The sequence below is a fragment of the Prevotella heparinolytica genome, from assembly GCF_004342845.1.
GTDB classification, from domain to species: domain Bacteria; phylum Bacteroidota; class Bacteroidia; order Bacteroidales; family Bacteroidaceae; genus Bacteroides; species Bacteroides heparinolyticus.
In genome coordinates, this window is sequence record NZ_SLXB01000027.1 from 36,773 (window position 1) to 54,638 (window position 17,866).

A 17,866-nucleotide genomic window follows, 5' to 3' on the forward strand; every position below is an offset into this window, starting at 1 on the left:
TGATATGGCTATACAATCCCAACCTAAAGACATTCCCGTATATATCGACCCCTATTCGTTCATGGCCGATATACAGGTTCTCTCCGGCAACCCGGTGCAGAACTACAACAAGGATACCAACACCTACGAGCCGGACAGGGCGTTGATACCCTGTGTATTTATGCCCTACGTGTCGGTATCAGACCCGGAGGGCGTGATGAACGGCATACGTGACATAACGGGTGCGGAGTGGTACGAGGGTGCGCCAAAGGCGGACGGTAGCAACCGTATCGTAAGCGGTACGGACTATCAGGTATCCGCCGCCGGCAAGCCGCAATATTCCTTGACCGTAAAAAAGAATATCGACTACAATTCACCGGTCGAGATACACTGCATCCTCTCGTTTACCGACACGAGGCGGAACAAGCAGGTGAATGTGGAGAGAAGTATCGTCCTTCGCACCACCATCTTTGACGGCAAGAACTATTCTTTGAAGCTGGATAAGCCCGCAAGCTACACCATCAACCCGCTTGCCGTAACCCCCGCTGCGGAGGGCAAGTGGATAGAAGAGATTACGGCGCAGCTCTATTCGGGTTCTACGCCCGTACCGGATGCCAATGCCGCCTATTGGTGGGAGGTACTCGATAAAGGTGTTTGGCGCGAGTTCTACGAGACGGAGCTTGCGTTCTGCGTTGATGGCAAGAACGGAGGAATATGGGGCAAGAAGCTCACCATAGACGCCCGTTTCATGCGGTATGAGTCGTTCCGTTGCCGTGCGGCCTACTACAACGGAGTACGTCCCCCTTCGCCGAGTGACGACTCCTTGCAGTGCGTCACCTCCATCAAGGTGGAGATGCCCAAGACACTGGGCGTTGCCATCGTGCAGTCCAAGGGCTTCAAGGTGTCGGCCACGCTTGCCACCCCGGTAAGCTTTACTTGCTACATACCCTACAACAAGGGCTATGTCGGGGTTGAAAAAGATCACCTGTTTGCCATTACATGGTTTGTCCGCTCCCTTAAGCCGGGTAACCAGCCTATCCAAGCCGGCAGTGGACGCAACTGTGATTTCGTTCCATCATCATTCGGCTTCGACCCCAACTATCCCATGCAGGTATATGCGGAGGTGAAGCTGTATGCGGAGACGGCGGCGGTGATGAGCGGCGACAGCTATGTATATAGCGGAGATAATTTGATAGTGCAACCTTTATACGAATGATTATGGATTTGAACAGAATATATAACGAGGACTGTATGGAGGGGATGAAACGGATTCCTGACGCGAGTGTGGATTGCATCTTAACAGACCCGCCGTATCTGTATCTGAATCATAAGTTAGATCGCCCTTTTGATGAGCGCCGTTTGTTCGGCGAATTTAAAAGGCTTTTAAAGCCTAATGGATTTATTGTTTTGTTTGGTAGAGGGACCTCGTTTTATCGCTGGAATACAATTCTTGCGAATTTAGGTTTTACTTTTAAAGAGGAAATCGTCTGGGATAAAGTCTTTAATTCAAGCCCTGTTACTCCATTGCAGAGAAAACACGAACTAATTTCTATACACACTATCGGCACAGGATCTATAAATAAGGTGAAAATACCGTATTTGGAAATGAATAAATACGACTATGATAAAGTCTTAAGAGACATGAAAAGATTATGCTGCGCAACCCATTCTGAAAAAGGACTTAATGACATAATATCGTATATTGAAACGGGAGACGTGTATACGCGCGCCATAAGACAGAATGGAAGTGTTACAGTTGCTGGTAATTCTACTCGGAAAAGTAACATAAACAAAGCTATGATGAAAATGGTCATAGATGGCAATTCTGAGCAAAGTATAATCAGGCAAGTACGCGATAGATTCAATAGGGTACATCCCACTCAGAAGCCCGTCCGGCTAATAGAACGCCTATTAGCGTTGACTACGATTCCGGGTAATGTCGTGTTAGACCCATTTTCTGGAAGCTGCTCAACTGCTATCGCTTGTGTTAATACTAACCGGAAGTACATTGGTTTTGAAATTGATAAAGAGTACTACGATGCAGGGGTGAGTCGCTTGAATGCTCTTTCTCCTGACTAGAATTGTCAATTTAATGTAATATATTATGAATTACTTATTAGTCAAAGAAGAACAGTTGGCCGGGAAAGATTACGACTACCGCTATGCGGAGCGAATCCCCGACGGGCGGATAATCCTGCCATTGAGTGCCTTGAAAGTGCTTTCCGGCTTCGCCCCGGAAGTCCTGTCGGACGAAGAGTTGAAAGCCTTGATAAAGGAGCAGCAAGAGAGTGGCATCTACGATGCGCAAGCAGACGGCAATCCCGAAGGACAGCCTGCATCGGATGGTGAAGAACATCCAGATTCCGGCACGGAGGAAGTGGATAACGAAGCAGAGGAAGGAGGTACGGTATGAACGTTGACGGTGGATTTGAATTGATAGGGCTGCTTGACGGTACGACCGTCAACGGCATATTACGGGTGGAGGGTACTCCGCTCGTTCAACGGTACAACAAAGGCACGAATGTCTTTATACCGGACTTCGAGGCGATGGCGGAGAATGTCCGCCCTACGGTAGTATTGATATTGGTCGATACGGCATCGGGAGCGGTTCTCGTTCCCCAATCGATAGAGTTCCGGTACAATGGGATGCAGCTCACGTTCGGAGCTAACGGGTTAAGCACGAATTCTGGGCTTGCAGGCTTTTTTAAAAAGATAGACGCCTACAGCGCCAACATCGGCGGCCAGACCTACAACCTGCCTGCCTTGCGTGTGATGAAGAACCTTGTGCCCATTTCCGGGTATGACAATGACCGGATAACGGTGTCAGGCACAATAGAGATTGGCGGTGCTTCCATCGCCTTTCAGGAGCTGTCAAAGGAGGTAGTCATACAGGAGAGTACCGGCAACCAATATGACGTACTTATAAGCAACAACAAGGGTTCTCGGTTGGTAACTGCCGGGGAATCGCTTACGGAGAATGTGAGGGTATTCAAGGACGGTGTGGAGATGACCGATTACTCCGGCCTTACGTTTGAATGGTATAAAATGCTTGGTTCAGGCGATGAAGCGTGGGGTACTGGGAGAACCAAGAATGTAAGCACCGCTGATGTCAACAACGTGCTGAAGCTCCGTTGCGACGTGAAGAGGAGCGGTACATTATTGGCTTCCGGCTACGATGAGGTAACCGACTTCTCCGACCCCTACCTTATGCGGGTGAAGATAAGCGGCATCCTCGGCAACACGGTACGCCGTGGAGAAACGGCCGTACTTACACCTGTTGCCATCAAGCGAAGCACGGGTGAGGAAATGCCATCTCTCATTACCAATTGGAATTTTTCAATCAAAGACAATGCCGGCGCGCCTTTTATCCTGACGGGAAAGAGCGCGGCGAACTTTACGGCAAACAAGGCATCAGTGACTTATGAGGACATGGTACGGGCAAAAATGGGGCTTTCGGGCGTTATTACGGGCGTTTATTAATAGACTGCGTATGTTACTTAGTGAAACCATATATTTGAAAGCGGAAGCGGAAAGGATGTGGATTGAGGCCAATCCGGGCGCCGTGTCGGTGGATGCCAATAACATCCAGTCGACACCCCTTGTCATCCGCCTGTGGATGGGTGAGGGCAGTACCAAAATATCGGTACAAGCCTACCTCACCCTTAAAGTGGAGAGTGTTGTTGGTACGAGCGTAACCACGCTGTACACTTATAACTCGCCAACTAAGGTGAGCGAGTTCAGCTACACCATCCCTGCGGACAAGTATGCCACGGCCAACCGTATCAGTGTGTATGCCTATGAGGACAGCGCACGGACAAAGGAGATAGACGTAAAACTGGTAAATGTCATTGCGGATAATCCGATACCGTTCCCGCGTCCGGAGGCGTGGAGTGTGGAAGCGGTCTACAAGAATGGGGAGATACTGATGCTCGACGGGCAGGTGTACATGTGGATGAGCCGTATTCCCGGCAATACATCCGTTAACCCGAAGACAGACGTGTCGAGCGCAAATCCATCGGGCAAGTGGAAAGCTTACCAGCATTGGCCGTTGCTCTCCACAAGCATCCTGATGGCGCAGTTTGCACTGTTGGGCAAGGTGGTATTCAAGGATGAGTATATGTTCTCTCAATTTGGTGTTGACGCTAATGGCGGGCATACGGAGAACTACCGCGACTTCGGTACGCCCGCCTTTACCCCCAACCTGATGCTTGACTTTTTAAACGGCGCAGGGCATTACGCCAAGGGGAATATCTATTGGGATGAGTACGGGCGTCTTTATCGCCGGTCGAGGGAAATAATTGTATGGCGGCGTTTGTGTGACGAAATCGGGGAAGCAACGACTTACCAACTCAATCTGCACAAAGGGACCTTTATTGATACGAGGTATAGCAACGCAACAGTCTATCTGCCTGATCCGAACGACCATCCGGACTTGGTGATAGATGTTCTCTCTACATTTCCAAGAACAAGAGTACCTATTCCTTTTTGCCGGTTAACCTGCTCCCATAGCCCTATTCTTGTTTGGGACAAAGACACTCAGAAATACGTGGAAGCTGTTATTGGAGATCCGACATCCATATACAACGATGCTTCGATATCATCAAAGATGTATAATGGTGTATATAGATGGTTCGCCGATAGCAATTTTCTTAAATATTGATTGAATAATATTTTACAAAACGAAACTAAAAACAAAATGTTAAACCCGTCCCGATTTTATAGCAAAAAAATGGGACGTATATACTGTCATGCTTGTATATACTGTCATACCGGATGCTGTCACGTGTACGATATTCTACCTTCACGTTCTCCACAGGTACATACTTGATAGGGGCACATCCATGCAGCAGTATCGTCAACAGCATAAGGATAAGAGCAATACAACCTATGCTCATCAGGCGTTTTGCTTCTTGGTATTCTTTTCCCGTCATAACCCTTCCTCCTTTACGATTCGTCTGACCATCTTAAACATTTTATCCATTACCTCGGCATAATCCGGTGCGGTGGCGTACTTACCGCCCACGTTGTCTACCAGCTTGCGAACGTAAAGTTCTGGGTTCTTCCTATACGGCCAAGCGTCCGCAAACTGTGGGCGCTGCAAGAGGGCAAAATGGTCGGCCAAGCAGTCCGCCACGCTGTCATAGTCACGGAAATAACGCTTTACGATGTACTTGTAGCGATGCTCGCTAATCTTAGCCACCTGCAACACTTTCTCCGGCGCTTCGAACGTTACATCTGGGCGCGAGAAGTACTCGGTCGTAGTAACAAGTTGCACCGCCCCCTTCCAACTGCTTCCCTTGGTTATGCCGAACAGGTTGTTACCAATGGCGGACTTTCCCCAGCCTGATTCAAGAGCCGCCTGTGCGGTGACAAACACAGGGTCAATCTCGCCCATCTTCTTTGCTTTCGGGTATATGCACTTGACAAATTCACTTGGTTTCATTGCGTACCTCCTTATTCTCTTGCCTTTCTTTCAATCCCTCTACGAGGTGATTGAATTTACTTGAGACATAGATGCCAATCCCGAAAATACCACCCGCATACATCAAACATTGCGCAAAAAACCACAAAACAGAATCGTGAATCTGCCCAGTTGGCTCCACTATGAAACCCGCAACTGACAACCCAACGCCAGCAATGAGCATTCCAACAGCTGTACATATCTGTACGTCTTCTTTCGTATTCTTTTTCATAACAATAAAATTATATATGCGAAGGTAGGAGATGGTGTTTTTTATAAAAAGGACACTACAAATTCATTCTTCTCAGGCGATCTTTGAGAGTTTTAGGATTACATTTAAGTTTTCGGCATATAGCGGATTTTGAATAACCATATTCAAACATTGTTCGGATAAGAGCTTCTTTGCCTGTCAGCTTGTAGTGGCTGTTCTTACTTCCAACCTCCCTTCCTAACCTCTTCCCGGCAGCCTTGCGCATGGCAAGCGCCTCCTTGGTTCGTTGCGATATAAGGTCACGCTCGATTTGAGCCGACAGCCCAAAGGCAAAAGCAAGTATCTGCGAGTTAATATTATTGCCAAGTTCATACCGCTCCTTGACGGTCAAGACTTTGGTCTCCTTACTCATGCAGAGATTGAGTATTGACATTATCTGCATTAAATTTCTGCCAAGACGGCTTATCTCCGTGAGGATAAGAGTATCCCCTTTCTTCATTCTTTTGAGCAGGCCACCAAGCTTGCGATCGGATGCCGCCTTTGTTCCTGATGCGGTTTCTGAGACCCATCTATCTATTACTATCCCCTTTTCCGTGGCAAACTTCTGCACTTCAAACCGCTGGTTCTCGACGGTTTGTTTATCCGTCGACACCCTGATATATGCGTAAACCATTTTTGCCGCCGAAATTAGTAATATTAGATGGATGCCGAAAACGTAGATGTGATGGATGATAAAAGTAACAGGTATGATTAAGACAAAAGAACTTGGAAGTGCATTGGCAGGATTGCCGACAGGTACACCGGCAAAGGCGGTAGGGATAGGCAATGGCAGTGGAGTATTGGCAGAGCCGTCAGACATGCTTAAGGTTGGCAGAGTCGTAAACAAAGAGGGTATTACTATTGATTGTAATACGATTGTCGAGAGTGTTGATGTATCCTCCTATCAATGGAACAATGCGCCATTTCCATATAAATCAGCCATTTTGGAGACACGCATGTATTCCACCTCGCGGGGCATGCAGCGATATTACTCAATCGAGGGGGCTAACCCGGTCGTTGAGATGTATATAAGAGGCTACGTAAGTGGAGCTTGGGGGGCGTGGAAGAAGATTGGATAAAGGATAGTAGGCGGGAAACCGCCTACTACTATAATTCTTTCCACGCAGACCAACCGGCAGGCACTTTGTAACGGATGTACATCCTATTATACTTCAGGTCTATCGTTGTGGATGGGGCTGGGAATGCCACCTGCTTAATAATAAGTTGATTGATATTGCTCGCATTGAACACTATCACGCAATATGATGTATAATCGGCAGGGATATTGCTTGTCACCCCATAATACATCCCGCTATCTTCTGCCAAATTTGCATCTGTTATACCTGCTCGCAACCTAAAGCCTTTAGACGGCATCAGCCCTTTCGTCGTGTCAGATACCTCACTCATTTGCGCCCTAATCAGTTCCACCACGTCTGCGCTATTTACTTGTATAGTCTTAATCATATCCTTGTAATTTAATCGTCCTTGATAAAGGAGACACCGTATATAAGTATATTAAGCTGATGGAGTATCGATACCTCTTTATCAATAAGACGGACACCGTCCTACAAACAGATAGTGTGCAAGTGCCTTATCCCGTTGAAAAGAAACTAACCAAATGGGAAAGTATTAAGCTTGATATGGGCGGATGGATGTTCGGGGCGTTGATTGTACTTTTACTGTACATTTTGTATAGGCGACATATTAAGTAGATGATACTTTTAGTTCATATTAAAGGCGGTTGCCCGTGATGGGCAGTCGCCTTGTTTGTTAAATAGAGTTAATGGCGTTGTTTTTCTTGTTGGTTTATTTGCCAACACGGAAATAATGCTTATCTTTGCAATACAGAAAAGAATTATTAACGTTTAAACTTAAGATTATGCAAACAACTTACGACATTCATTTCAATGACGCAGAGAACAGCAACAGTAAAGGCTGGACAGAGAATTATGAGTATTGCCTTGACTACATCAAGACTTATAACGGCACTGACGAGAGCTATTTTGCCGATTATAAAGGCGGTACAGTATCAATAGTATGTAACCAAACCGGAGAAGTAATTTACGAAGAAAAAATCAGATAAATCATTAACGCTGCGCTATCGGCATGACGGGCAAACATTATGAAAAACTTTGATTCAAAAGATTTCATCGGCGCAATTGCCATTTTCAACGCCGACCCCTATTTGGTAGAGACAGAAGAACAGGCAGAAGAGCTGTCAGGCTTCGTAAACAGTGCTGACGCCGTAACCGCAATTACCTCTGATGATACCAGCTTTGAAGAGGCTTGTGAAAAGTTAGGGCTCTCGAAAGCGAATAACGTTGCCAAGGTGTATGCTGCTGGTGTGCACAATCAGAGCGGATGCTATTTCTGCCTTGCAGCAGATTGGGATTTCTCTGATTAATATAGAGTTAAGATGACTGATAGAGAAAGAATAGGGGCTGCAATAGCAGCCCTTAGAGCGAAAAAACAAATGACAGTGAGGGATCTTGCCGACAAGACAGGCATCAACCACTCCAATCTTTGTAAGATAGAGGGTGGAAAGATGTCACCAACCATTGATACCCTCTCCAAAATTGCGAATGCTCTTGATGCAAGGATAGTTTTAATAGAGGTAAGTCAAGTAGCTGGCAAGCACTAATATGAGATGGCTTGCCAGTTTTTATATAAACTTTGTACTGTTTTATAGCAATCCGCTAAAATGTTTTGTCGCTTCATGAACAGTCAAAGAGTCTCCTTTGAGATACTTATTTGTAACAGAGATATCAGAGTGGCGCGCTTGATCTCGTGCCACAACAATTCCTTCTGTGTTGGCAAGGTCTCTGATGCCAGAGTCTTTTAGTGAATAAAACTGGTAATTCTTTGGCATCCTAAGGACGGTTCTGAGTTTATTAAAGTAATCTCTGAATATCCTCGAATCAGCCTTTGTCTTTGAAGGTTTAAAGTCCTTACCAAACAAATAATAGTCGGAATTGTAACTAAAAATATTTAGATCAATCATTAATCTTATTATTGTATCGTTAAGTCCTACCATACCATCTTTCCGGTTTTTGGAAATAGCAGATGAAACATATACTTTCTGCTCTTTAATGTGGATATCCCGTAATCGAATACAGGATAATTCGTCAGGTCGGATGAAAGTGTAATACTCCATCTGACACGCCAGCAGATAGTGTAGGTTTGTTTTTTGTAGGTAATCTTTCAACCGAGTCAAATCGCCATGTGAAAATGCAGATCGGAACTTTCCTCCTTCGGTCAAGCTCTTTACATGTTCTACCGGGTTATTATTCATATATTTTTTCTCTTGCAACCATGTGCAGAAAGCCGAAAACCATGTCTTGTAATTATTGCGCGTGCGTGCCGTCACATCGCGGTCTAACAATAGATAGTCCAGAAAGTCGCTGATATACGCTTGGTCTAACTGGTACATATATATAATAGGATTGCTTCTGCTTTGATTGTATTCCATTAACATATTCATGCGTGATTGGTAATCATAGCATGTTTTCCTTTTTAAAGTGTTATTGGCTGTCAACTTCTCAATGTATCTAAGATATAGAGTGGCCACATCATCAAAACGTGCATACATACGCTCTGATGTAGCTTCTGCCCAAGGATTCCATCCTTGCCTTAAGCGTAATGTGGTATTAGCGATAATTTCGGCTGCCCGCTTTTTCTTATCAGAAACCTTGTTTATGGAATCAAGCATATACTTTTTCCTTTTCATTCTGCCATCAACAGGGTCGAGGCATTGAAAATCGACATACCAATTTTTTCCGGTGTGTAGTTTGGGAAGAGTGTAGGTTACAACATTATATATAGATGCACCTTTCCTTGATTTTAATGAAGACATTTTTTTTATACGTTTTTCGAGTGCGAAAACGTATGATTAATAATCTGGTACTTTTTTTGTCCGACTTTTGTCCGACCTTTTTTAAAGAGCAAAGGATAAACCCTTGAAATAAAAAGGTTTATCCTCACTTTAGTTGCGGAGGCCTGACTCGAACAGACGACCTTTGGGTTATGAGCCCAACGAGCTACCACTGCTCCACTCCGCGATGTTGTTGTTTTGTGGGTGCAAAGGTACGGCATTATTTTTAATCTGCAAATAAAACACATATTATTTTTCTATTGCTTGTGAGATATGCGGAAATGTTTTACTTTTGCTCAAATATTAAAGCAATGTGCAATTAATTTATGACCGTATCGAAGACAAAAGCTAAATTGGTGGATGTTGCCCGTCAGTTATTTGCAAAGATGGGTGTCGAGAATACCACGATGAACGATATTGCCCTCGCCTCTAAAAAGGGAAGAAGAACACTTTACACCTATTTTAAAAGTAAGGAAGATATTTACATGGCTGTTGTCGAGACGGAATTGGATATCCTTTCGGATATGATGAAACGTGTGGCAGAGAAAGACATCTCGCCCGATGAAAAGATGATGGAAATGATATACACCCGTCTGGATGCAGTGAAAGAGGTAGTGTTTCGCAACGGAACACTCCGTGCCAACTTCTTCAGAGATATATGGAGGGTGGAAAAGGTGCGAAAGCGATTTGATGCAAAAGAGATACAACTCTTCGAAGACGTGCTCCGCGAAGGAGTGGAAAAGGGAGTGTTTCAGATCGATGACATCGAAATGACTGCCGCCATCGTACATTATAGCGTGAAAGGGATAGAAGTACCTTATATTCGCGGTCAGATAGCTCCCGATATGGACGACGAGGTTCGTGGGACTTACGTAAGCCGTATGGTGCTCAGTGCATTGGGAAAGAAAGAAATACATTCATAAACAGTTTAAAGAATATGAGATTATTAGAAGGAAAAACAGCCATTGTGACCGGTGCCGCCCGTGGCATTGGCAAGGCCATCGCTTTGAAGTTTGCTCAAGAAGGAGCTAATGTTGCGTTCACCGACTTGGTGATTGACGAAAATGCCGAAGCTACGGCAAAGGAACTGGAAACCTTGGGTGTAAAAGCCAAAGCTTACGCTTCGAATGCTGCAAGCTTTGAAGACACGGCCAATGTTGTGGCGGATATTCAGAAAGACTTCGGGCGCATCGATATTTTGGTAAATAATGCCGGCATCACGCGCGACGGCCTGATGATGCGCATGAGCGAACAACAATGGGACATGGTCATCAACGTAAACCTCAAATCGGCATTCAACTTCATCCATGCCTGCACGCCGGTCATGATGCGCCAGAAAGCCGGCAGCATCATCAACATGGCCTCTGTGGTAGGTGTTCACGGCAACGCAGGCCAGGCCAACTATGCCGCGTCCAAAGCCGGTATGATTGCCTTGGCCAAGTCAGTGGCACAAGAATTAGGGTCGCGCGGTATCCGCGCCAATGCCATTGCTCCGGGATTCATCATGACAGCCATGACCGATGCCTTGTCCGATGAGGTAAAGGCCGAATGGGCCAAGAAGATTCCCTTGCGTCGTGGCGGTACGCCCGAAGACGTGGCCAACGTGGCTACTTTCCTTGCCTCCGATATGTCATCCTACGTATCAGGCCAGGTCATTCAGATAGATGGTGGAATGAATATGTAAAGAGCGTTGCTATGACTGTCGTATACGAAGACAATCATATCATTATAGTCAACAAAACCGCTTCCGAGATAGTTCAGGGAGACAAAACGGGCGATACGCCGCTTTCAGAGACCGTGAAACAGTATTTGAAGGAGAAATATCAGAAACCCGGCAATGTCTTTATCGGTGTCACTCACCGACTGGACCGCCCCGTGAGCGGTCTTGTTGTTTTTGCCAAGACCGGTAAAGCGCTTTCCCGTCTGAATGAAATGTTCAAGAACAGCGAAGTGAAGAAGACCTACTGGGCCGTGGTGAAAAACCGCCCTCCACAGGAAGAAGGGGAATTGGTGCACTATATGATACGCAACGAGAAACAGAACAAGAGTTATGCGTACGACCGTGAGAAGCCGGGCAGCAAGAAAGCCATCCTGCACTACCGACTTATCGGGCACTCACAGAACTATTATCTGTTGGAAATAGACCTGAAGACGGGACGGCATCATCAAATCCGTTGCCAGCTGGCAAAGATGGGATGCCCCATCAAGGGCGACTTGAAATACGGCTCCCCTCGTTCCAATCCGGACGGAAGCATTTGCCTGCACGCACGGAATATCCGCTTTGTGCATCCGGTATCCAAGGAGCTGATAGAGGTAGAAGCGCCCACCCCCGCCTCCGACGGCTTGTGGCAGAGTTTTGAAACGAATCTTATAACCGAATAATGATGAAAAGACTTATGATTTTATCGGGGCTGCTCCTGATGGCGGGATTGGCAGTCCGGGCACAAGAAAGAGTTGCCGAATACAAGGTGCGTCCTGCCGTTGCAGTACGGACTCCTCTTCAGGGAGACAGCATCAACTTCAAGGGAGAAAGGTTTGCGCCTGCCGACCTGCTGAAGACGAAAATCAGTCTCGATTTCGACGCACATCCTTCCGAGCGCATCTCTGCCGACACCGCAGGCTACGTCACCGTGAAGAAAGCTGAGAAAGACCATCTGGTCTATCTGTTTTCCACCCATCTGCGAGCGGAACGTTTTCTGAAAGGCAAGCTGAACGTCTACTCGCCCGTCCGCTTCGAGGTATTTGTCAACGGCGAATCGCGGCAGTCGAAAGACACGGCGGAAGACAGCCTGTCGCAGGTGCGTCCCTCCGTCGTGAGCCTGCGCATGGAGCCGGAAGCAGACTGCGTGGTGGTCGTCAAGTTGCTCTCTTCGGCCGATGACAAGATGCCGCCGATGCTGAAGTGCGAGTTTGAAAAAGAGAAAGAGTTTGCGGATGTGGGTTGCCTGATGGCGCCCGACTTAAAAAGGCGCCTTTCGTTGTTCAATACCAACTTCGGTTCCCGTGTGAGTTGGGTTTCCCTTTCGCCGAACGGCAAATACCTGCTGACCTGTTATTCGGATAATTATGGCGTGAAGCGTTCCAAAACCCGTTGCGAGCTGACCGAGGTGAAGACCGGGCGGGTGATATTGCCCAGCGCCAACGAGCGTATGCGTTGGATGCCACGAAGCAATAAGCTTTATTATACGGTTGTGGGTAAAGAGCAGAATGACTTGGTGGTGTTCGACCCCGCCACCATGCGCGAGGAAGTCTTGTTGAAGAACGTTCCCGAAGAGCACTTCACTTGGTCGCCTACGGAAGACTGCCTCATTTATACGCTGACGGATGAAGGCGAAAAGGTCGCCGGGCCGTTGAAGCGACTGTTGCATCCGGACGACCGCATACCCGATTCGCGCAACCGCTATTATCTCATGAAGTATGATTTGTCGACGGGACTTTCCGAACGTCTCACTTATGGCAGCCACAGCGTCTATCTGAACGATATTTCTCCTGACGGGAAGAAGCTGCTGTGCAGTACATCCAAATCGAACATCACCGAGTGTCCGTTCTCGCTTTCTTCTTTGTTCGAGATAGAATTGTCCACTTTGAAGACCGATACTTTGGTGGGCTGGGACGCTTATATAGGGGGGGCTTCTTATTCTCCCGACGGCAAGAAGCTGCTGCTGACCGGCGGGCCGGATGCCCTCGGAGGCATCGGACGCAATTGTGACCCTCATCCCATTGCCAACAGCTTCGACACACAAGCATTCATCTTGGACTTGACAACGCAGAAGTTAGACCCTATCACACGAGACTTCAACCCGACAGTAACTCCCTTGCAGTGGAACCGTGTGGACGGTTGCATTTATTTCAATACCACCGACGGAGACTGCCGGAACATCTATCGCTATTCTTTGAAGACCCGCCGGTTCGAAAAACTGCCACTTGAGGAAGATGTGATTTACAATTTCTCACTGGCCGAAGACAATCCTTCGGTTGCCGCCTATGTGGGAGGAGGAAACACCGGCACAGGAGCGGCTTACATGTATGATGCCAAAAAGCAGACCTCCGCTTTGCTTGCCAATCCCATGAACCCCATCTTGGAGAAGATAGAATTGGGCAAGATGGAAGAGTGGGACTTTACGGCGGCAGACGGCACGACAATCAGGGGCATGATGTGCCTGCCTCCTTCTTTCGACCCGGCAAAGAAATACCCGCTTATCGTTTACTATTACGGCGGAACGCTGCCCTCCACGCGCGGCATCACCTCGCCCTACTCCCCCCAACTCTTTGCCTCGCGCAACTATGTGGTCTACGTCCTCCAGCCCAGCGGCACCATCGGCTACGGGCAGGAATTCTCGGCCCGCCACGTCAACGCTTGGGGCGACCGCACGGCCGACGAGATTATCGAGGGTACCAAGAAGTTCTGCGCCGCCCACCCCTTTGTCGACGCCAAGCGCATCGGCTGTCTGGGAGCCTCCTACGGCGGATTCATGACGATGTATCTGCAGACCAAGACCGACCTCTTTGCCGCCGCCTCGCATGCCGGCATCAGCAACGTGGCCAGCTATTGGGGCGAAGGCTATTGGGGATATTCATACAACTCCGTGGCCGCCGCCGAGAGTTATCCGTGGAACAACCCCGACCTCTTCACCAAGCACGGCGCCTTGTTCAATGCCGACAAAATCAAGACTCCGCTCTTGCTGTTGCACGGCACGGCGGACACCAATGTGCCCATCGGCGAGAGCATCCAGATGTACAACGCCCTGAAGATTCTGGGCAAACCGGTAGAGCTCATCACTGTAGACGGCGAGAACCACTTCATCCTCGACTACGACAAGCGCGTGTTGTGGCACAACTCCATCATGGCATGGTTTGCCCGCTGGCTGCAGAACAGCCCGGCGTGGTGGAACGACCTGTATCCCGAAAGGCATTGGTGAGTTAGTGATTCCTAACCCCCATTTATCAGCCTCGCCGTCGCATCCACTAACCGGTATCTGCGGCACACCTCGAGGATGATTTTCTGTGGGATGTCCGTCACCATCGGATGCTTCTGTCCATCTCCGCAAACCACATGTCGGAGGGGCAGTTGCGGATATATGGCGTGCAATATCAAGGCCGAGCGGTCGTAGGCCGTGAATGCCTCGCCCGTCATGTCGATGTTTATCAGGCAACTCTTGCGGAATTTCGCCGCACGTATTCTTTTGATAGTTCGATAGGGGGCCATGGTAGTAGTGTTTAACGGTTAGTCGATGAGCGGTTAACGATGGGTGATGAGTGATGAACGGTTAACGATGAGTGGTGAACGGTGAGCGGTGAGTGATAAGTGGTGAGCGGTAAGTGATGAGTGCTTTCTGTTTTTCACTCACCACTCACTAATCGCTCACCACTGACAACTAACCACTAACCGCTAACAACCGCTAACCAAGCGGATTCTCTCCTTGGCCGCCCGTGCCGCTACCGCCTGTGCCGCCGGGCGTAGGTTCGGGAATCCCTTTCGCTTTGCGGTAGTCCGCCAGCGAGGCGTAGTTGATTTTGTTTTCCAGTACGCCGCCGTTCTCGTAGCTGATGCCTTGCAGAGTTCTCTCACGCAGTTCTTTGGCGGGGGTGAAGACGATGCGGGGCGATTTTATCATCTGCCCGGCATTGAACTTGTCGATGTCTTCCACGCCCTCGCTCTTGAAGGTGAGGCGGAACGTACCCATTCCGGGCACGTTCACCGTGTGCCCCTGCTGAAGCTGTTGCGGGATAAAGGCCGCCAGCAGCTCCATGGCCGATTCCAGTTCGATGGGGGCCGTGGTGGTGTTTGCCGTTGCGGCACGGGTCAGGGCTTTCTGTGCCAACGGCTTGTCACTGTTGGGGATGGCATACCACTTGGCAGGATCGTTCTTCTTCATCGGGTTCTTTTTCTGTAACAATTTATACTTCACACTCATAATTTAATTTGTTTATTTGGTTGATAATAAAAGGATTGTCTCTTTCCTCGGTCTCATCATCGGGGACTTGCCGGGGAGTTGTCAAGGCTCGCATATACGAGGCTGCTTGTCTCGTATATATGACGTTGCTCGCCTCGTATATGCGACGCAACCTGTCTCGCATATGCGACGTTGGCTGCCTCGTATATGCGAGGTTGTCGGCTTCGCATATGCGGCATTTCCCGCTTCGCATACTCCTTCCTTTAACATCTGCATGCGCACCTCTTTTCGGTGGAGGCAGGTAGGTTTCAGGCAGGATGCTTGCCTGCAAGAAGCCGGCGCTCGGATTTGTTCTCTTTTCATGAATGTTCGTTTTGTTTGGTTAATACTATATTAAATTATAGAGGAAGCTGATACGATCGCTTCGCTCCCTTTTATTCTTGGCACGGTCTCACCCCGAAGCCGAAGCTCCGATGGTGGCTGTACAGCGGGTTCACGAAGCCCGAGGCGAAGCCCAGGTTCCACCCGTAGTACGTGCTGCTCGGCCCCGCCGTCCAACAGTAGGCGTCGCGCCCCATGTGGTAGGGCACTGCGGAACTGAAGTACCGACAGCCCGACGCAGGGAAAAACACGGTCTCGGTCTTGCTTGAGTTGCAATAGAAGTTCCAACCTTTATTCCAAGGTCCTTGCACATTGAACTCAGATGAGTTGCTCGTATTGCCTCCCGTTGTAGTGAAGCCGGTGTAGACATTGCTCGGAGGCATTTTGTAGCCTGCGGGGCAAGGGTCGTAGATGGTCTTTACAACAGAGTTGTCGTTGGCTGTGTAGACGGTGTTGTTCGCACTCCAGAGGTTGGCGTATTTATTGTCCATGGAAGTATTAGTACAGAATGTGTTAGGCCGGGTGATACCGGAGGTGATGCAGGCATTATTGTATGGGAAACTGCCTGTTGCAGGACGCTCGTCGGTATGGGTTGCCCCCGATACGTCATACCAAGTCTTATTGATGCTGTTCGAGCTTCCGTCTGGATTCTCCAATGCCCCCACGAACGGGTCTTTACGTCCCCATTGGTAGTAGGTACTGTTGCCAAGCTCTGTAAAGGTATGCGCTTTCTGCTTCACGGTAATGGTCTGTTGGGCTGTTGTTCCGGTCTGCTTGAAGCGCACCTGCACGGTGCGTTCGGCGTAGGTCTTCTCATCTCCATCGCACCAGCCGAGGTTGACGGTCATAAGCTTATATCGTACGCCCTGGTGGTTGGTGATTTCCTTGTCGGGTGTGGTTGTTCCCGGCTTGTAGTCCGTCACCCAGATGTGCCAGCTCCAAAGTATGGTGTTCGAGGCGTCGCGCACCGCCACCACGGCGTTGCCCTGCCGGATGGTGGCCTGATTCACCGTAAATTCAAGGTAATGATTGTCGGAAGAGAGGTTTACATTCGTTACAAGGTTCGGCTCGTCCTGCCAGACGAGCGTGCAACTATTGGGCGTGCAGTTTGCATTGTTGTAAATGTATGGATTGGTAATCCCATTTCCGAGGTGGTTAATGAATGTCTTCAGTATATCAGTTCCGCTTACCGTGGAGGTATAGGCCGAAGGGTTAGGATTGCCATTCTTGATCGCATTGCCATATACCAATGGTAGCCGGTATCTCCCTGCGGCATTCACTATGTAGCAGTTGGCGGTATTCATGTTTACCGTTCCTCCTTTGGTGGAGAGGTCGTAGATGTTGGCGTTTGTACCGTCGTTCACGGGAGTGGCTGCCAGCAGGGCGGCGTTTTGCGGATGGTGGATTACGGCTGTTTGCGCCCCCACGGTTGCGTAGTAAGATATTGCCGCAGTACCCCCCGCCCCGCTTTCGGTGAACGCCGTCAGCCATGCGGGCTTGGTATTGCTCCAGTTCAGCCCGTTGTCCGTGGAGTATTCCACCGTCCACGCCATGGGCAGCGTCTTCGTTGCGTCTCCCGGGCGTGTCACCTCCAGGTAGCTGGATACGGTGTAGTTCTGCGTGCCTCCCGTATGCTCGAAGTCACCCGGGGCGATGACGTTCAGCATCGGCACTACCGAGATGCTGTTCGTGGAGATTCGGTAGGTCACCGTCTTGCCCATGCCCCATGTCTTCCCCGCTATGCTTGCCGTGAGCGTGCGCTGCGTGTTCGTCAGCTTGTCGGTGTAGACAACTTCCAGTTGCGCACCTGCGGGCAGCGTCTGCGGCAGCATCATGAAGGTGGCCGCCGGTTGCGTGATCGGAGCACCGAGCACGTTGGGGTCGGGCGTGGCCACGTTCAGCGTCTGCCCGAAGTCGCGCACCCCGGAGTATGCACTCCACGCCGTCTCCCCTATGCGGTGCGTCGCCGTGCCGTACACCCCCTTCAGCGTTATCTTCGTCACCGTCCCCGGCAGGAGCGGGTTGCCCGT

The 17,866-nt window shown here is 48.9% G+C and carries 21 protein-coding genes and 1 tRNA gene; 13 read left to right on the forward strand and 9 right to left on the reverse strand.

The annotated features are described in order from the left end of the window. Nucleotides 1-4 precede the first annotated feature (4 nt). Genes EV202_RS12475 through EV202_RS12495 form a run of 5 tightly spaced genes read left to right on the forward strand, consistent with a single transcriptional unit; the run spans nucleotide 5 to nucleotide 4,639 of the window. Entirely contained in the window at nucleotides 5-1,195 is a 1,191-nt protein-coding gene (locus EV202_RS12475; protein ID WP_131927295.1) for a hypothetical protein, read from the forward strand. 35 nt (nucleotides 1,196-1,230) lie between these two features. Then, complete coding sequence (locus EV202_RS12480; RefSeq protein ID WP_207903447.1) at nucleotides 1,231-2,058, forward strand: DNA-methyltransferase; 828 nt, start codon at nucleotides 1,231-1,233, stop codon at nucleotides 2,056-2,058. A 25-nt stretch (nucleotides 2,059-2,083) separates the two neighbouring features. Beyond that, nucleotides 2,084-2,392 (forward strand): hypothetical protein, encoded by a 309-nt coding sequence (locus EV202_RS12485; protein WP_131927296.1) that lies wholly within the window; start codon nucleotides 2,084-2,086, stop codon nucleotides 2,390-2,392. Then, nucleotides 2,389-3,459 (forward strand): hypothetical protein, encoded by a 1,071-nt coding sequence (locus EV202_RS12490; RefSeq protein ID WP_131927297.1) that lies wholly within the window; start codon nucleotides 2,389-2,391, stop codon nucleotides 3,457-3,459. The genes EV202_RS12485 and EV202_RS12490 overlap by 4 nt, the downstream gene beginning before the upstream one ends. 10 nt (nucleotides 3,460-3,469) lie before the next feature. Next, nucleotides 3,470-4,639, forward strand: coding sequence for a hypothetical protein (locus EV202_RS12495; protein ID WP_131927298.1), 1,170 nt, complete (start codon nucleotides 3,470-3,472; stop codon nucleotides 4,637-4,639). A gap of 267 nt (nucleotides 4,640-4,906) precedes the next feature. On the opposite strand, the gene EV202_RS12500 is transcribed toward EV202_RS12495, so the two are convergent. Genes EV202_RS12500 through EV202_RS12510 form a run of 3 tightly spaced genes read right to left on the reverse strand, consistent with a single transcriptional unit; the run spans nucleotide 4,907 to nucleotide 6,324 of the window. Next, on the reverse strand, nucleotides 4,907-5,422 hold the full coding sequence (locus EV202_RS12500; RefSeq protein ID WP_131927299.1) for a glycoside hydrolase family 73 protein: 516 nt from the start codon (nucleotides 5,420-5,422) through the stop codon (nucleotides 4,907-4,909). Then, nucleotides 5,409-5,672, reverse strand: a complete 264-nt coding sequence (locus EV202_RS12505; protein ID WP_131927300.1) for a hypothetical protein — start codon at nucleotides 5,670-5,672, stop codon at nucleotides 5,409-5,411. Before EV202_RS12505 ends, EV202_RS12500 begins: the two co-directional genes overlap by 14 nt. Nucleotides 5,673-5,727: 55 nt before the next feature. Next, nucleotides 5,728-6,324, reverse strand: coding sequence for a master DNA invertase Mpi family serine-type recombinase (locus EV202_RS12510; RefSeq protein ID WP_131927301.1), 597 nt, complete (start codon nucleotides 6,322-6,324; stop codon nucleotides 5,728-5,730). A 73-nt stretch (nucleotides 6,325-6,397) separates the two neighbouring features. Between EV202_RS12510 and EV202_RS12515 the strand changes: the two genes are divergently transcribed. Then, nucleotides 6,398-6,769: a pyocin knob domain-containing protein gene (locus EV202_RS12515; protein WP_131927302.1), complete on the forward strand. Its 372-nt coding sequence runs from the start codon at nucleotides 6,398-6,400 to the stop codon at nucleotides 6,767-6,769. A gap of 28 nt (nucleotides 6,770-6,797) precedes the next feature. On the opposite strand, the gene EV202_RS12520 is transcribed toward EV202_RS12515, so the two are convergent. After that, nucleotides 6,798-7,154 carry a pyocin knob domain-containing protein gene (locus EV202_RS12520; RefSeq protein WP_131927303.1) on the reverse strand — a complete coding sequence of 119 codons (357 nt, stop codon included), beginning with the start codon at nucleotides 7,152-7,154 and terminating at the stop codon, nucleotides 6,798-6,800. A 415-nt stretch (nucleotides 7,155-7,569) separates the two neighbouring features. On the opposite strand from EV202_RS12520, the gene EV202_RS12525 reads away from it, so the two are divergent. The 3 genes from EV202_RS12525 to EV202_RS12535 are packed head-to-tail and all read left to right on the forward strand — an operon-like array spanning nucleotide 7,570 to nucleotide 8,331. Then, entirely contained in the window at nucleotides 7,570-7,773 is a 204-nt protein-coding gene (locus EV202_RS12525) for a hypothetical protein (RefSeq protein ID WP_131927304.1), read from the forward strand. 39 nt (nucleotides 7,774-7,812) lie between these two features. Then, complete coding sequence (locus EV202_RS12530; RefSeq protein ID WP_131927305.1) at nucleotides 7,813-8,094, forward strand: hypothetical protein; 282 nt, start codon at nucleotides 7,813-7,815, stop codon at nucleotides 8,092-8,094. A 12-nt stretch (nucleotides 8,095-8,106) separates the two neighbouring features. Beyond that, nucleotides 8,107-8,331 carry a helix-turn-helix domain-containing protein gene (locus EV202_RS12535; RefSeq protein ID WP_131927306.1) on the forward strand — a complete coding sequence of 75 codons (225 nt, stop codon included), beginning with the start codon at nucleotides 8,107-8,109 and terminating at the stop codon, nucleotides 8,329-8,331. A gap of 42 nt (nucleotides 8,332-8,373) precedes the next feature. On the opposite strand, the gene EV202_RS12540 is transcribed toward EV202_RS12535, so the two are convergent. Together EV202_RS12540 and EV202_RS12545 are read right to left on the reverse strand one after the other, a co-directional pair. Next, the gene (locus EV202_RS12540) at nucleotides 8,374-9,543 is read right to left on the reverse strand and encodes a tyrosine-type recombinase/integrase (RefSeq protein ID WP_131927307.1); all 1,170 of its coding nucleotides are present in this window, start codon (nucleotides 9,541-9,543) and stop codon (nucleotides 8,374-8,376) included. A gap of 133 nt (nucleotides 9,544-9,676) precedes the next feature. Then, nucleotides 9,677-9,748: transfer RNA gene (locus tag EV202_RS12545), tRNA-Met, on the reverse strand. A 139-nt stretch (nucleotides 9,749-9,887) separates the two neighbouring features. Between EV202_RS12545 and EV202_RS12550 the strand changes: the two genes are divergently transcribed. Genes EV202_RS12550 through EV202_RS12565 form a run of 4 tightly spaced genes read left to right on the forward strand, consistent with a single transcriptional unit; the run spans nucleotide 9,888 to nucleotide 14,480 of the window. Further along, nucleotides 9,888-10,484, forward strand: a complete 597-nt coding sequence (locus tag EV202_RS12550) for a TetR/AcrR family transcriptional regulator (protein WP_106069301.1) — start codon at nucleotides 9,888-9,890, stop codon at nucleotides 10,482-10,484. A 14-nt stretch (nucleotides 10,485-10,498) separates the two neighbouring features. Then, the gene (fabG, locus tag EV202_RS12555; RefSeq protein ID WP_106069302.1) at nucleotides 10,499-11,245 is read left to right on the forward strand and encodes a 3-oxoacyl-[acyl-carrier-protein] reductase; all 747 of its coding nucleotides are present in this window, start codon (nucleotides 10,499-10,501) and stop codon (nucleotides 11,243-11,245) included. An 11-nt stretch (nucleotides 11,246-11,256) separates the two neighbouring features. Further along, entirely contained in the window at nucleotides 11,257-11,943 is a 687-nt protein-coding gene (locus EV202_RS12560; RefSeq protein ID WP_131927308.1) for an RluA family pseudouridine synthase, read from the forward strand. 2 nt (nucleotides 11,944-11,945) lie between these two features. Further along, the gene (locus EV202_RS12565; protein ID WP_131927313.1) at nucleotides 11,946-14,480 is read left to right on the forward strand and encodes a S9 family peptidase; all 2,535 of its coding nucleotides are present in this window, start codon (nucleotides 11,946-11,948) and stop codon (nucleotides 14,478-14,480) included. Between the two features lie 11 nt (nucleotides 14,481-14,491). Here the strand turns inward: EV202_RS12565 and EV202_RS12570 are convergent, their stop codons facing one another. The 3 genes from EV202_RS12570 to EV202_RS15110 all read right to left on the reverse strand — a co-directional run. Beyond that, entirely contained in the window at nucleotides 14,492-14,767 is a 276-nt protein-coding gene (locus EV202_RS12570; protein ID WP_106041407.1) for a hypothetical protein, read from the reverse strand. Between the two features lie 193 nt (nucleotides 14,768-14,960). After that, on the reverse strand, nucleotides 14,961-15,476 hold the full coding sequence (locus tag EV202_RS12575) for an HU family DNA-binding protein (RefSeq protein ID WP_131927309.1): 516 nt from the start codon (nucleotides 15,474-15,476) through the stop codon (nucleotides 14,961-14,963). A 413-nt stretch (nucleotides 15,477-15,889) separates the two neighbouring features. Next, a partial coding sequence (locus tag EV202_RS15110; RefSeq protein ID WP_165899432.1) for a fimbrillin family protein occupies nucleotides 15,890-17,866 on the reverse strand: 1,977 nt, incomplete at its 5' end.